Origin of the sequence: Vibrio sp. Sgm 5 (genome assembly GCF_026241575.1) — a bacterium.
Classification (GTDB): Bacteria; Pseudomonadota; Gammaproteobacteria; order Enterobacterales; family Vibrionaceae; genus Vibrio; species Vibrio jasicida.
In genome coordinates this window covers 40,314-53,673 of record NZ_JAPHPY010000014.1, presented here as the reverse complement: position 1 = coordinate 53,673, position 13,360 = coordinate 40,314, and the positions used below count along the sequence as shown (strand labels likewise).

Genomic DNA, 13,360 nt, shown 5'->3' with positions numbered 1-13,360 from the left:
TAGTGGCTATATAGTTCACCATCAGTGAACAATAAAATATGAGGAAACTAATGCGTGGATAAGATCAGAGCATTAAACGTATTTCGTCGAGTGGTGGAGCTAGGTAGCTTCGTCGCGGCAGCAGAAGATTTAAATCTCTCAAAAGCCGCAATAAGTAAGAACATCAATGAATTAGAGAGCTATTTGAAAAGCCCTTTGATTAACCGCACTACCCGCAATTTACACATTACCGATAATGGTCAGCTCTATTATCAACAAGTGTGTCAGGTTCTCGATGCACTCAATAATGCAGACCGCTCAGTGATTGAGTCTTCCCACACATTAAAAGGCACGCTAAAAATCAGCATGCCGATGTCATTAGGGTTGATTGAGCTGAATCCCATCATCTGTGAGTTCATGAAACTGCATCCAGAGCTTTCCATCGAAGTGGTGATGAGTGACGAACATATCGATTTGATTGAACAAGGGGTCGACATTGCCATTCGTGGCGGAGGCGAATTGGGTAACTCTAGCCTACGTTCGCGTAAACTATTGAATATTCGTCGTGTACTTTGCGCTTCCCCTCAATACCTTAAAGAATCGCAGCCGTTTCAATCACCAAGTGACGTTATACACCATCGTTTACTTAGCTATAGCCTCTCTTCAACTTCTCGCCGCTGGATATTTCAAAATGGCAGTGAGGTACTGGAAGTTGATTTGCCTGCGAGTGTTTACACCGTCAACAGCGGTTTGGCGCTCACCCAAGCCGCATGCGCAGGGCATGGGGTTGCGCTATTGCCAGACTTCTTTGTTGAGCCTCAGTTAGCATCCGGTGAATTGGTTGAGATTACTCCTGAGTGGCAGATGGAAAAGCACGCGCTGTATATCGTTTACCCGTACCACAAAGAGCAATCGCAAAAGTTACGAGCCTTTATTGATTATGTGGTGGAGAGCTTCCAAACGCGATTCAAGCGTCAGTCAGATCCGTAGCAGATGTACTCTTCGATTATCAAGCTAGGGTCTTGATAAACAGATTTAGCCAAAGAAAAGTCAACAAAAAAAGCCAAACTGAATAGCTTGGCTTTTCATCACCTTTCTTGTTCACGAAGCATCAAAGCACATGAGAACAAGAGGACTGAAAGTTTATCGACGGCGATTGTTAAAACGAGCGCGATCTGCACGCTGTTTAGACGAACGCTCTTTGTGCGCAGACGCAGCTTTTGCTTGTGAAGCTAGAATCGATTCAACCGTCAGTTCCATTGGTTCACGTGGTTCTAATCCATGACGGAAAGTACGTGCACGTGGCGGTAGATTGTATTCGTATTCAGATGCCTTTGGCATGCGCTTGTAACGGTATAGGTAAAAGTTCTCTACACGCTCGCGAGCCCATTCTGTTTTCTTCAGGTATTTAACACTGCTCGCAATGCTTGGCTTAGTGTTGAAACAGTTCATACGCATTGCTGTGTCGAGGATTTCCCAACCGTAATGGTCAACAAGCTGCTGCAACATGTCTTCTAATTTAAGACCGTGCAGAGGGTTGTTCTTCTGCAGTTCAATACGTTCTTCGTCGGTCATAAATTCATGGCTCATGAACGGCTCCTTAATTGTGGGTGGCGAGCGTTGTACTCACCACCTTACCTCTATTAGGTTTAGATTAAATCACTATTACGAATAATCTGTTGTTTGCTTCGTCTCAAAGACGATCTTTACATCCAATTATTCGCGATGATCGGCGCTTGGTTACGCAGCGCTAAGCACCTTTTTTTGGTGTGCCATGTACTCTTCAAATGTACCTTGGAAACTCACCAACTGTTTGTCTTTTACATCAATGATTGAAGTCGCCAATGACGATACGAACTCACGGTCATGACTGACAAAAATCAAAGTGCCAGTGTAGTCTTTTAATGCGCTATTTAACGCTTCAATCGCTTCCATATCCATGTGGTTGGTTGGCTCATCCATCACCAGAACGTTGATGTCTTGCATCATTAGCTTACCAAACAGTAGGCGGTTCTTCTCACCACCCGAGCAGTTTTTCGCTTTTTTGTTGGCGTCGTCAGCGGTAAATAACAAACGGCCTAGAATGCCACGCACCATTAAGTCATTGTGCTTCACGGTACGCCATTGTGAGATCCACTCAAAGATGGTCAGATCATTATCGAAGTCTGCACTGCTGTCCTGTGGGCAGTAACCAATCGAAGCGTTTTCAGACCATTTTACTACGCCCTGAGTTTGCTCTAACTCGTTCACTAGGCAACGCAGCAAGGTCGTTTTACCCACACCGTTTTCACCGATGATCGCAAGGCGAGTGCCCGCTTCAAGTAACAAATTGCCTTTTTCAAACAACAACTCATCACCAAACGAGTGACCAAGGTCTTGCAGTTCCAAGGCTAAACGATGCAGTTTTTTACCCTCACCGAAATCAATCGATGGGCTAACACGGCTACTTGCTTTCACTTCGTCGAGTTGGATTTTATCCATCTTTTTAGCGCGCGAACTGGCTTGTTTCGCCTTCGATGCGTTCGCACCAAAACGGTTAACGAAATCTTGAAGTTCGTTGATTTCAGCGGTTTTCTTCGCGTTAGAAGCCAATAGCTGTTCACGACGTAGGCCCGAGGCTTCAAGGAAGTATTCATAGTTACCAGGGTAAATTCGCAGTTCGCCGTAATCGATATCTGCCATGTGAGTACACACAGAGTTTAGGAAGTGACGGTCGTGCGAGATGATGATCATCGTACACTTACGTTGGTTCAACTCTTCTGCCAACCAGTTGATGGTATGAATGTCCAAGTTGTTGGTTGGTTCGTCGAGCAACAAAATATCCGGGTTAGCAAACAGGGCTTGTGCCAAAAGCACGCGCAGTTTCCAGCCCGGAGCAACTTGTTGCATCAAACCAAAATGCAGCTCTTCTTCAATACCCGCTTGCAGCAAAATATCGCCAGCACGGCTTTCTGCTGTATAGCCGTCCATTTCTGCGAACTCGCTTTCAAGCTCAGCGACTTTCATGCCGTCTTCTTCACTCATTTCTGGCAATGAATAGATGCGGTCACGTTCTTGTTTCACTTCCCACAATTTGCGATCACCCATGATCACGGCGTCAATCACGCTGTATTGTTCAAACGCAAACTGATCTTGGCTCAATACGCCAAGTTTTAATCCTGGAGTAATAGAAACGTTGCCTGAACTTGGCATGAGCGCGCCACTCAGGATTTTCATGAACGTAGATTTGCCACAGCCGTTCGCGCCAATCAGGCCATAACGGTTACCGTTGCCAAATTTAGCGGAAATGTTTTCGAACAATGGCTCGGCACCAAATTGCATGGTGATGTTGTTTGTACTAATGATAGCAGTGCCCTCGAAGTAAATTTCTTTTAATAACAAGCTCTTAATTTACTTTCGAGATACTGTTAAAAAAGGTCATATTGAATGTGGCCGCCATTCTATATGATTCATTCATAAGGTGATATAGGTCACATTCATATTGCGCCGAATTTTTCGAAAAACAAAAAGCGCGACATTTGCCGCGCTTTCGTTTTTTCTACTCGTCACTATTAAAAGTCGAGGTGGTAATTATTGTTGGACTGATTTAATGATACGACCCAATTCTTCTCTGATTCATTCGCACTCATGGGTACCCACTGAGCATACAACTGGCTCCAGTTACCATTTACCTCTAACTCCACTTCGCTGGTTCGTGTTGGATAAATGGTGGTGATGCGCGACATTGGATCGGCCACGACCACACCGTTTTCTGTGGTAAATGCCGCTTTGGTGTAAAGGTGTAAAGCACCATCCGCAGAACCTTGATAGTTCATCGATATAGTAATGGTTTCTCCGACATCAAATGAAAAATCACGTTCCGCCACAATATCTTGAGTGTTATCGATGGTTTCAACAGTGGGCGTTGGTGCAGGCGTTGAACCACCACCACCACCGCCTCCACCACCACAAGCGACAATAAACACAGGAACGAACATGATGGTCAGCAGTTTTGTTGAAATTTTCATGTGAAGCTCCTTATTATTCCGCTACTGAAATGGTTTTTCCGCTTACTGGCGTGCTATACCAACTGGTATCTGTTTCACCATTGCTCGATACCCACGCAGGAAAACCGGTATAAGCATGGCTGATGTCCATAAGTTCGATAGGATGTTCCCACTCATCACGAATGTTGATCGCCCAAGGCATGTTGTTAGCGGTCAGGAAGTATTCCGAACCACCCGTATCGTCATCATGCATATTGAATATTGCATTGTTCATCTCAGCAGTACCGGAGAACGACTTAAAGTGCGTTTGCCATGTCATACCAGGGAATGTCGCCACAAAGTCGCCATGGTAGGTATTTTCAGCCGCAAAAATGAAAGAGTCATAAGGTGGATAGCCAACCAAATCTCTCTCCACAGGAGTGGTTAACTCAACAACAAGTTGGTATGCAAGGAGCTCAGCAGCTTGTTGGTTCAAACAACCACTTTGCGTTCGGTAATAAGTACAAGTCTCACTGAGCACGCCAAGCGATTCCAACTCTGCTCGTAGATCTTCTGAAACCACAAGAATCGTTTCACTACCAGATTGTAAGACCGTATGTTCAACCGCCTGCCCATTTTTCGTGAGCGTAACAGAAGCAACGTTTGTCGGGTCAACATTCGGCAGTTTTACAGCAAAGCCGTTTGAAAACCCTGCTCCCATTGCCTGTAAGGTGTAATCCACGGTGATGGCTTTCAGTTCACGTTGACCATTCAACAGTTCAGTCACGCGGTAGCGCCACACCACATCGTTAAAGTCGTAATCGCCCATTAATGGCCAGCGATCTTCAAAGGCCATGGTCGCATAAGAATTAGAACTTGGATAAACAGAAGTAACGGTAACATCTGGGGCGTTTTCTTGTACCAGCACTTCGTATTTAGAATCCGTCGTTCCATCCGGGTTTACACCGTCTACTGCGGAGAATGGTGAAACATCGACGGTAAACAGTAAGTCGTTAAAGTCATTGTCACCGTAGGGGCGAAGAAGATCCTCGAACCCCAACACAAGAAACTCGTTTTGCGTATCGATAAACGCAACATTATGTCTACGATAGAGCGCTGTTGATTCAGGGTTAAGGTTCGAATAACTATAGAAAGGCGTGTTCCAAGGACCTAAATTCAAAATATTGTTGTAAGTACTGGCTCCCCACCCATTTGGGATAACGAAAAATGCCAGCGTTTGACCTGCTGTCAACTGCACATTGAGGTCAATCGTATCACCTTCAGCCATCTCACCATCTGGTGCCTTGGAAGCATTAGGGAATACAATCAAATGTGCGTTAACTTCGTCTTTGTTTGACGGTGGATTATCAGTGTCGTAAACGAAGTACCCCAATGCATTTCTATAACCAGCCCCTTCATTCAGAAACGTAATTGAGGCGGTCGCGTAAGGGGCTCCATCGAGTTCATCGTCAATATCGATGTTTGAGTAACGCTCTGGTGCGATAAAGGCATTGTTAACGGCTGTACCCTCTGGCAGCATTGAATAAACATTACTGAGAGTGTCTTGTGGCAATGTTCCGGAAATAGAATACATATTATTCGGCTTGCCTTTTAGCGAGTAGTTTGAGCTATCGCTGCCAGATTCATATGTCAAATCACTGGTAGTAAGTGCGTATGCTGACGCAGATGCACAACAACACGTTAGCACGAACATTTTCCTTGTTTTCATATTATTCCCCTCGTCAACTGAATCATTGGTTGTAAGGGGGATAACGCAAATATAGTGCCGAGTTTAAACCCTTAAAAAACAAAATTTTATTTAGATGTTTTTATCATTATCATTTTGAGAATGAAGCTGATAGGCAAAGTGAAGCGAAATAGGAGAAGAAGAAAGAAATGCAAGAGGCGGACATCTGAAACAAAAAGAGCGCCCCGAAAGACGCTGTTAATATCAATTAGTATGAATCTATGAACGCGAAGCCATTGGGTGGCTTGGGCTCATCTCTAACAAGTCCCACAGGTTGCCATAGAGATCTTCAAATACTGCGACTGTGCCGTAGTCTTGCTCCGCAGGCGGGCGAACAAACTTAATGCCCTGCTCTACCATTCGGTTGTAGTCACGCCAGAAGTCATCGGTGTTTAAAAATAGGAACACACGTCCACCAGTTTGATTGCCGATAAAATCATGCTGTTCTGGCTTAGACGCTTTGGCTAGCAATAATGTCACACCATTAGAACCCGGTGGAGAAACCACAACCCAGCGCTTATCTTGCTCTGGTTGGTAAGTATCTTCCACCAGCTCAAACTTCAGCTTATTCACATAAAAATCAATCGCTTCATCGTAATCTTTTACGACCAAAGCAATATGGATAATGGATTGTTTCATCGCGTTATACCTTTAGTTTTCCGCTGATTACCGTCTTCGCGGAGCCAATCAGTTTAATGCGTCCGTTTTCAAGCAGTTCGGTTTGTAAATGACCACCGCGGGCTGAGGCTTGATAGGCACGGAACAGATTTTGACCGATCTTCTGCGCCCAAAACTGAGTCAATGCGCAGTGGGCTGAGCCTGTTACTGGATCTTCGTTCACGCCCACCCAAGGAGCGAAGTAGCGCGAGATAAAGTCGAGGTCTGGGGAGTTCGATTGAGCAGTTACCACCACGCCACGCCCTTGAATGTTCTTTAGTGCGTCAAAGTTAGGCGCGAGATCCAACACCGCTTGTTCACTATCAACTTCAATAAAGCCTTTGTTGTCAAACTGAGCGTAAGAAACCACCTGCTCTGCTTTCAATCCAAGTGCCGCTAGCAACGTAGCGTCTTGTTCAACATCCATTTCAAGCTGAGTCGAAGGAAAATCGAGCTCAATTGTCGACTCGTTTACTTTTGCATGAAGCTCACCAGAGAGGGTTTGAAAGGCAATGGTATCGCCAACCTTCGCTAACCCTTGCTCTTTTAAGATTTGCGCCGTCGCTAATGTGCCATGACCACATGGCGCCACTTCTACTTTAGGTGTGAACCAGCGCAGTCGCATGTCTTTCAAACAGAGAAAAGCGGTTTCTGATACCGCCATTTCTTCAGCGATAGAAAACATCAATGCTTCTGGTAACGGTTCTTGTGAAAGGCAAACTCCAGCAGGGTTTCCTTTGAAAGGTTCGGTGGTGAAAGAGTCCACTTGGTAGATATCGAGATCCATAATGCCTCCATTTTTTGAAAGCCCCAATGTATCAACTCTCACTTGTTGAGCAAATCCCAATTAGTGAATTGTTTCATTAACTCTAAAAATAAAGTACAGCATACTATTTACACAAAAACAATTAACAGTACAATGCACCGTATAAATCAAAAGGCGAAGAGAATACCATGAAGAAAATCTTGTTAATCATTGTTTCATTTGCAGCATTGGCTCTTTCAGGTTGTGCGAGCAAACCCTACTACGGTCAAGTTCAATCAATTGATGCGCCAGATGTAGGCCTTGTAACAACAAAATCATTGGGCGAACCAATTGTCGAATACAGCTACGCACAAACTAAAGATTCATTTAGCGTGCACACCCCACTTGATCTGAAGGGTGGCTTGCTTACGATGGAAGTCGGTACCTACGTAAAAGTGGCGGATGCAAGCCGATATGACGAGTACATGGCGGTCTCACCTACGGCAGGGATGGATTCAGGCTTTACTCTGCATAAAACCAATATCTACCTAGACAAAACCAACAGCACTGTCTGCAACTATGACGTTTTGTATTTCTGTACCGACGAAAATGCACCCGTTTCAATCAAACCAAGAACAGTGGAAGGCGCTGACTCTCAATTTAAAGAAATGATTTATACGGGTAAACATGGCTCAAAAGTGAACTTCATGTACCGTGAGTTCACCAATAACATGATCAGAGGAGCATTTACTGTTCCTGTCGAATATGACCTGACAGAAGGGAAAGTCATCTCTTACAAAGGAGCTGAATTCGAGATCATTGAAGCGACCAACCGTCATCTCAAATACATCGTAAGAAAACACTTTACTCCTCTAAGCCTTTAACAGCTTAGGTTGGAAGAGAAACAAAAAGCACCCTTCGCGGTGCCTTTTTACATTCTGATGCTTGTTCAGCTCAAACCAATAACGTTCAATTTACCTGAACGAAACTTTAAAATTACTAGATATAATTAACCATTCATATTGGATATCTTATTCCCGTGCTTTGACGGACATCAAAAACAAATCGTTTTTCCTGCCTCTTCAACACTTCTTTGGATGCTCACCCAAAGAAAATAAATAAGAAAAATCAAACTCATAGGTATTCAATATGAAACAGCCTTTAAAAGCGTTAGTGCTGGCTCTAGGGCTATCCTTAGGTGCAGCTAACTGTTACGCATTAACTGTCGAACCGCTCGAAAAAGATTTTACTTTGCAGCTACTCGGATCCGGTGGACCAATCTCTGATGACCTTCGTGCATCGTCTGGTGAACTGGTTTGGTGGAAAGGAAAATCACGCGTGATGATCGATGCCGGTGGTGGTGTTTATCTGCGTTTCGGCCAAGCAGGCGGCAAACTGGAAGACTTAGACTTCCTTGGTTTAAGCCACTTTCACACTGACCACGTCGCTGACGTTCCTGCCTTATTAAAAGGTGGCTACTTCTTTGATCGTCAAGCTCCCCTCGATATCGCAGGCCCTGAAGCAGGCCCTGCATTTCCTAGCTTAACCGGTTACATGAAAGCGCTTTTCGACGGTGATGAAGGCGCTTACGCATATCTGAACGGTTTGTTTGATGGCAGCGATGGCTTGTTCCCAGTCACCATTACTGATGTGCCATACAAAACTTCCCAAGGCACCAAGGTGTACGAGCAAGATGGGTTGACCATTTACGCTCTCGGCATCCCACACGGCGACGTACCTTGTCTCGCTTTCCGAATCGAAAGTGCCGAAGGCGTGATGGTGATTTCCGCCGACCAAAACGGCAGTAACCCTGACTTCATCGACTTTGCTAAAGGTGCCGACATTTTATTGATGCCATTAGCTATTCATGAAGAAGCCGACGAAGTCTCGTCATTTATGCACGCGAAGCCATCGGTTGTCGGCAAGATCGCCGCAGAAGTGAATCCAAAACTCTTGGTGCTTAACCACTGGATGGGCTTAGGTCTAAAACTCAAACCCGCTTCCATCAAGATCGTTAAAGAGTACTACCACGGTCAAGTTATCGCTGGTCACGACTTATCTAGTTACCCAATGAGCGCAGCGAAGGAGATGTCTCATGAACAATAAACTCGCTCTATCTATCGCGATGACGTCTGTCATTACTTTGAACTCAGGCATGGCGTTTGCCGATGCACCCACCGAGGCTCCCGTTGAAGCTCAATCCAGCTCTCAACATGGCGGTAAGTGTGCGGCTGGTAAATGTGGTACAGAGAAACGCTTTGAGAAACAAGAGTTAAAAGATGATCCGCAAGGCCGTTTGGTACGCGCTCGTGACGGCAAATGTGGCGTGACTGGCGAGGGCATTAACCCTTCGGCTGAAACCATCAAATTAACCAAAAGCAAAATCACAGGTGGGGTATGCGGACAATAACCGACACATCAAAAGGGATTGGGCTGCGCAGCGAACACGTTGATTTGCTGTGTCAGCTGCCCGAGCACCCAGATATCGATTTCCTCGAATTAGCACCGGAAAACTGGATGAATATTGGCGGCTTGAAACGTGAACAGCTGCAAGACATTGCGAAATATTATCCGCTTGTCGCTCATGGCTTGAGCTTATCGATTGGTGATTGCCAACCGTTAAACGAGTCTTTTGTACGAAACGTCGCACGCTTTCTCGATGAATTTAATATCGACATCTATAGCGAACATCTGAGTTTCTCTAGAGACAATCAGGGCTATTTGTATGAACTGCTTCCGATCCCTCGACATAAAGAGAACATTCCGTATTTGGTCGAACGCATTCAGCGCGTGCAAGACATTATTCAACGCCCACTAGCGTTAGAGAATATCTCTTACTACCACGATTACGGACATGAAATGCCAGAGGGCGAGTTTATCGCTGAAGTGAGTGACCGAAGTGGATGTGAGCTGCTATCGACATCAACAATGTGTTCGTCAACAGCCGAAATCATCATTTCTGCCCTTACGATATGCTGAGCACTTTACCAAGCGACGCGATTCGTTATTACCACATTGCGGGTCACTTGAAAGAGCGTGACGACTTCTTGCTCGATACCCATGGAAAGCCAGTACCTGATGAAGTGATTGAACTGGCTCGTTACACCTACTCGGTGCATGGCAGCAAGCCTTTGCTTCTTGAACGCGACCACAATGTGCCGTCGCTACTTGTTCTGGCTGAAGAGCTTCGCAGCATTCATGGCGAGATCTTGGATTTCAGCCAAACACTCGAAGTTTTGTGTAAGGAGGTACTCAATGCTTAATCCTCCGAGCAAAATGCGCGCGCAAACCGAGTCCCTAACGGCTCTGATTCGCGCGCCTATGAATCAGCATGCGCTGTGTCGATATAGCGAATTTATCCGCGACAACATCTTGGGTGTCGTTGCGAATACGTTCCCTCTATTTTCTTCGCAGTTCGCTGATGAACAACTTGAGCGCATGGTGGATGACTTTGTGGTGATGCATGGTGCATCCGAGCCTGAGTTTCATCATATTGCCACTGAGTTTGTTCAATTTTTTCAGCAGAAAGCGCATCAAGATTCCAGCTTCATCTCTGCCGATCAGAAGGCGTTGTTGGAATATGAATGGGTGGCGTTCAATGTAGAAATTGACACCTTAGTCGCGGCATTCACTTCTTCACCGAATCCTATATTCGAAGAGAGCCAAGTGCTGCAACTCAACCCAACATTAAAGCTGGTCGAAGTGCCTTTCTTGTTGCATCAAGACTCCGTGACCTTCTTAACTGACAGGCGTCACCCTGTGTTTTATGGCGTGTTTCGGAACTCACAGCATCATGTGATATCGCAAAAGCTCAGAGAAGTGGATGTCGCATTGATTCAGCTATTACAACAGCAACCAAACCTGACTCTGGCGCAACTACAACAAATGATTGCTCAGCAACTCGCCAGATTCAGTTTCATGGAGTGGGCTCAACACTTCAGTGAACTAGGACTCGTCAGCGTCCGCCCTTCAGGAGAAAAATTATGATTAAGTCAGCCCTCAATTGGTTCGACGGTCTCGTCGAGAAATGCAAAAGATACGATTACTTAGCGTTACTTGCGATTCGTCTCTACCTCATTCCGGTCATTTTTGTTGGCGCTCGCTCTAAGGTGCTGGGTTTCTCTGGCACCGTCGCGTGGTTTGGCGCGTCCACCGCAGATGGTGGTTTGAACTTACCATTTCCCGAGTTGTTAGCGTTTCTTGCCGCAGGTACGGAAGTGCTTGGCTGTATTTGTATCGCATTGGGTTTGTTTACCCGAGTGATGTCGATTCCGATGATTTTCTTGATGAGTGTTGCGAGCGCAATGGTGCACTGGAAACACGGTTGGGATGCCATCGCCACTGGCGGCATGGAGGCAACGGTACGTTTGAACGGCTTTATTGAATGGTTAGCAACCAACTTCCCAGGTCGATACAACTACATCACCGAATTGGGTGACCCAGTAATGCTCAACAACGGTATGGAGTTCGCAGCCACCTACTTTGTGATGTTGCTGGTGCTGTTCTTCTACGGCGGTGGTCGTTACGTAAGCTTGGATTACTGGTTGAGAAAACCTTTCTCTCGCACACCAGCAAAAGCGTAACTCAAGCGCCCAAGCTTTAACGCTTAATTAAACAGACTAATAATAACCTTATCTAACCCGCTACTCTGGTAGCGGGAAGGAGTCCTTATGTTTGCAGATGTCGTTGATCTGTCGCGGTTTCAGTTCGCTAGTACCGCACTCTATCACTTTATATTCGTCCCACTGACCATAGGTTTGTCTTTCTTGCTGGCTGTTATGGAGTCTTTGTACGTCATGACGGGAAAAACCATCTACAAGGACATGACCAAGTTCTGGGGTAAATTATTCGGGATTAATTTCGCCGTGGGCGTGGCGACCGGTCTTACCATGGAGTTTCAATTTGGTACCAACTGGGCGTATTACTCTCACTATGTGGGCGATATTTTCGGGGCGCCGCTTGCCATCGAAGCTTTGATTGCCTTCTTCCTCGAATCCACCTTAGTCGGCATGTTCTTCTTCGGTTGGGATCGATTATCAAAACGCCAGCACTTGTCGGTCACTTGGCTGACAGCGCTAGGTTCTAACTTCTCTGGGTTGTGGATTTTGATGGCGAATGGCTGGATGCAAAACCCAGTCGGCGCAGAGTTTAATTACCAGACTATGAGAATGGAGATGATCAACTTTGCTGATGTGGTGTTTAACCCTGTCACGCAAGTGAAGTTTGTTCATACCGTGGCTGCCGGTTACACCACTGGTGCTTTGTTTGTAATGGGCATCAGTGCTTACTACTTACTCAAAGGTCGAGATATCTCGTTCGCTCGCCGTTCGTTTGCGGTGGCATCCGCATTTGGCATGGCTGCGATTGTGTCGACATTGATGCTGGGTGATGAATCGGGTTACGAGCTTGGTGACGTGCAACAGGTAAAACTGGCAGCCATTGAGTCCGAATGGCACACCGAAGAAGCACCCGCCTCGTTCACGCTATTTGGCTTACCAAACCAAGAAACCATGGAAACCGACTACGCGATTAAGATTCCATATCTAATGGGGATCATCGCGACTCGCTCGCTGGATGAGCCAGTGATGGGCTTACGCGATCTGATGGCACAGAACGAAGATCGTATCCGCGATGGTATCCAAGCTTACGGCATGCTAGAGGAACTTCGCGCAGGTAACGACAGTCCTGAAAACATCGCTCAATTCGATGAGATGAAGAAAGATCTCGGCTACGGTCTGCTCTTGAAGAAATACACCGAAAACGTCACCGACGCGACTGAAAGTCAAATCGAGCAAGCGGCGCAAGATACGATTCCTCAAGTGGCACCGCTGTTCTGGAGCTTCCGAATCATGGTGGCTTGTGGGGTATTGATGTTCGCCATTATCGGTTTGTCTTTCGTCCAAGTCTGCCGCAGAAAATTGGGTTCGAGCCCTTGGTTATTGAGAGCGGCACTATGGGCGATTCCATTGCCTTTCATAGCTTGTGAAGCAGGTTGGTTCGTTGCCGAATACGGACGTCAGCCATGGGCAATTGGTGAGGTGCTTCCGGTCAATATGGCAGTATCTAACCTCGCACCAAGTGACATTTGGATTTCGCTCGGCTTTGTTTATGTGCTCTACACTGCGTTCTTAATTGTAGAAATGTTCTTGATGGTGAAGTTTGCCAAACGTGGACCAAGCGTGCTCAAAACAGGTCGCTATCACCATGAAGAAAACAACGAAAAAGACAAACAACCCGACACATTCAAACTGATTGATCAGCACTAGG

Annotated in this window: 13 protein-coding genes and 1 pseudogene; 8 read left to right on the top strand and 6 right to left on the bottom strand. The window is 45.9% G+C overall.

What is annotated here, in order from left to right; translation table 11 throughout:
* Positions 1–54: 54 nt before the first annotated feature.
* Complete coding sequence (locus OQJ86_RS10215; protein WP_265987650.1) at positions 55–969, top strand: LysR family transcriptional regulator; 915 nt, start codon at positions 55–57, stop codon at positions 967–969.
* A gap of 153 nt (positions 970–1,122) precedes the next feature.
* Here OQJ86_RS10215 and OQJ86_RS10210 read toward each other — a convergent pair whose 3' ends face one another.
* The 6 genes from OQJ86_RS10210 to OQJ86_RS10185 all read right to left on the bottom strand — a co-directional run bounded on the left by OQJ86_RS10210 (position 1,123) and on the right by OQJ86_RS10185 (position 7,135).
* On the bottom strand, positions 1,123–1,554 hold the full coding sequence (locus OQJ86_RS10210) for a VF530 family DNA-binding protein (protein WP_038885589.1): 432 nt from the start codon (positions 1,552–1,554) through the stop codon (positions 1,123–1,125).
* Positions 1,555–1,719: 165 nt separating this feature from the next.
* Positions 1,720–3,324 carry an ABC-F family ATPase gene (locus OQJ86_RS10205; RefSeq protein WP_265987683.1) on the bottom strand — a complete coding sequence of 535 codons (1,605 nt, stop codon included), beginning with the start codon at positions 3,322–3,324 and terminating at the stop codon, positions 1,720–1,722.
* Positions 3,325–3,530: 206 nt separating this feature from the next.
* Positions 3,531–3,986, bottom strand: coding sequence for a hypothetical protein (locus OQJ86_RS10200; RefSeq protein ID WP_045421733.1), 456 nt, complete (start codon positions 3,984–3,986; stop codon positions 3,531–3,533).
* 13 nt (positions 3,987–3,999) lie between these two features.
* Positions 4,000–5,673: an LruC domain-containing protein gene (locus OQJ86_RS10195; RefSeq protein ID WP_265987649.1), complete on the bottom strand. Its 1,674-nt coding sequence runs from the start codon at positions 5,671–5,673 to the stop codon at positions 4,000–4,002.
* Between the two features lie 237 nt (positions 5,674–5,910).
* Positions 5,911–6,330, bottom strand: a complete 420-nt coding sequence (locus OQJ86_RS10190; RefSeq protein ID WP_009706429.1) for a VOC family protein — start codon at positions 6,328–6,330, stop codon at positions 5,911–5,913.
* Positions 6,331–6,334: 4 nt separating this feature from the next.
* Positions 6,335–7,135: a PhzF family phenazine biosynthesis protein gene (locus OQJ86_RS10185; RefSeq protein ID WP_265987647.1), complete on the bottom strand. Its 801-nt coding sequence runs from the start codon at positions 7,133–7,135 to the stop codon at positions 6,335–6,337.
* Positions 7,136–7,302: 167 nt separating this feature from the next.
* Between OQJ86_RS10185 and OQJ86_RS10180 the strand changes: the two genes are divergently transcribed.
* The 7 genes and pseudogenes from OQJ86_RS10180 (at position 7,303) to OQJ86_RS10150 (ending at position 13,359) form a co-directional block, all read left to right on the top strand.
* Positions 7,303–7,977: a hypothetical protein gene (locus tag OQJ86_RS10180; RefSeq protein WP_265987646.1), complete on the top strand. Its 675-nt coding sequence runs from the start codon at positions 7,303–7,305 to the stop codon at positions 7,975–7,977.
* Between the two features lie 265 nt (positions 7,978–8,242).
* Complete coding sequence (locus OQJ86_RS10175) at positions 8,243–9,199, top strand: MBL fold metallo-hydrolase (RefSeq protein WP_265987645.1); 957 nt, start codon at positions 8,243–8,245, stop codon at positions 9,197–9,199.
* Entirely contained in the window at positions 9,189–9,503 is a 315-nt protein-coding gene (locus tag OQJ86_RS10170) for a hypothetical protein (protein ID WP_005436274.1), read from the top strand. The genes OQJ86_RS10175 and OQJ86_RS10170 overlap by 11 nt, the downstream gene beginning before the upstream one ends.
* Positions 9,491–10,356 (top strand): annotated as a pseudogene (locus OQJ86_RS10165) (DUF692 domain-containing protein). The gene OQJ86_RS10170 and the pseudogene OQJ86_RS10165 overlap by 13 nt, the downstream one beginning before the upstream one ends.
* Positions 10,349–11,080 carry a putative DNA-binding domain-containing protein gene (locus tag OQJ86_RS10160; protein ID WP_265987643.1) on the top strand — a complete coding sequence of 244 codons (732 nt, stop codon included), beginning with the start codon at positions 10,349–10,351 and terminating at the stop codon, positions 11,078–11,080. Before OQJ86_RS10165 ends, OQJ86_RS10160 begins: the two are co-directional and overlap by 8 nt.
* Positions 11,077–11,676: a DoxX family protein gene (locus tag OQJ86_RS10155; RefSeq protein WP_005429408.1), complete on the top strand. Its 600-nt coding sequence runs from the start codon at positions 11,077–11,079 to the stop codon at positions 11,674–11,676. The genes OQJ86_RS10160 and OQJ86_RS10155 overlap by 4 nt, the downstream gene beginning before the upstream one ends.
* 87 nt (positions 11,677–11,763) lie before the next feature.
* A complete protein-coding gene (locus OQJ86_RS10150) occupies positions 11,764–13,359 on the top strand; it encodes a cytochrome ubiquinol oxidase subunit I (RefSeq protein WP_265987642.1) in 1,596 nt (531 codons plus the stop codon).
* The last annotated feature ends 1 nt before the right edge of the window (position 13,360 follow it).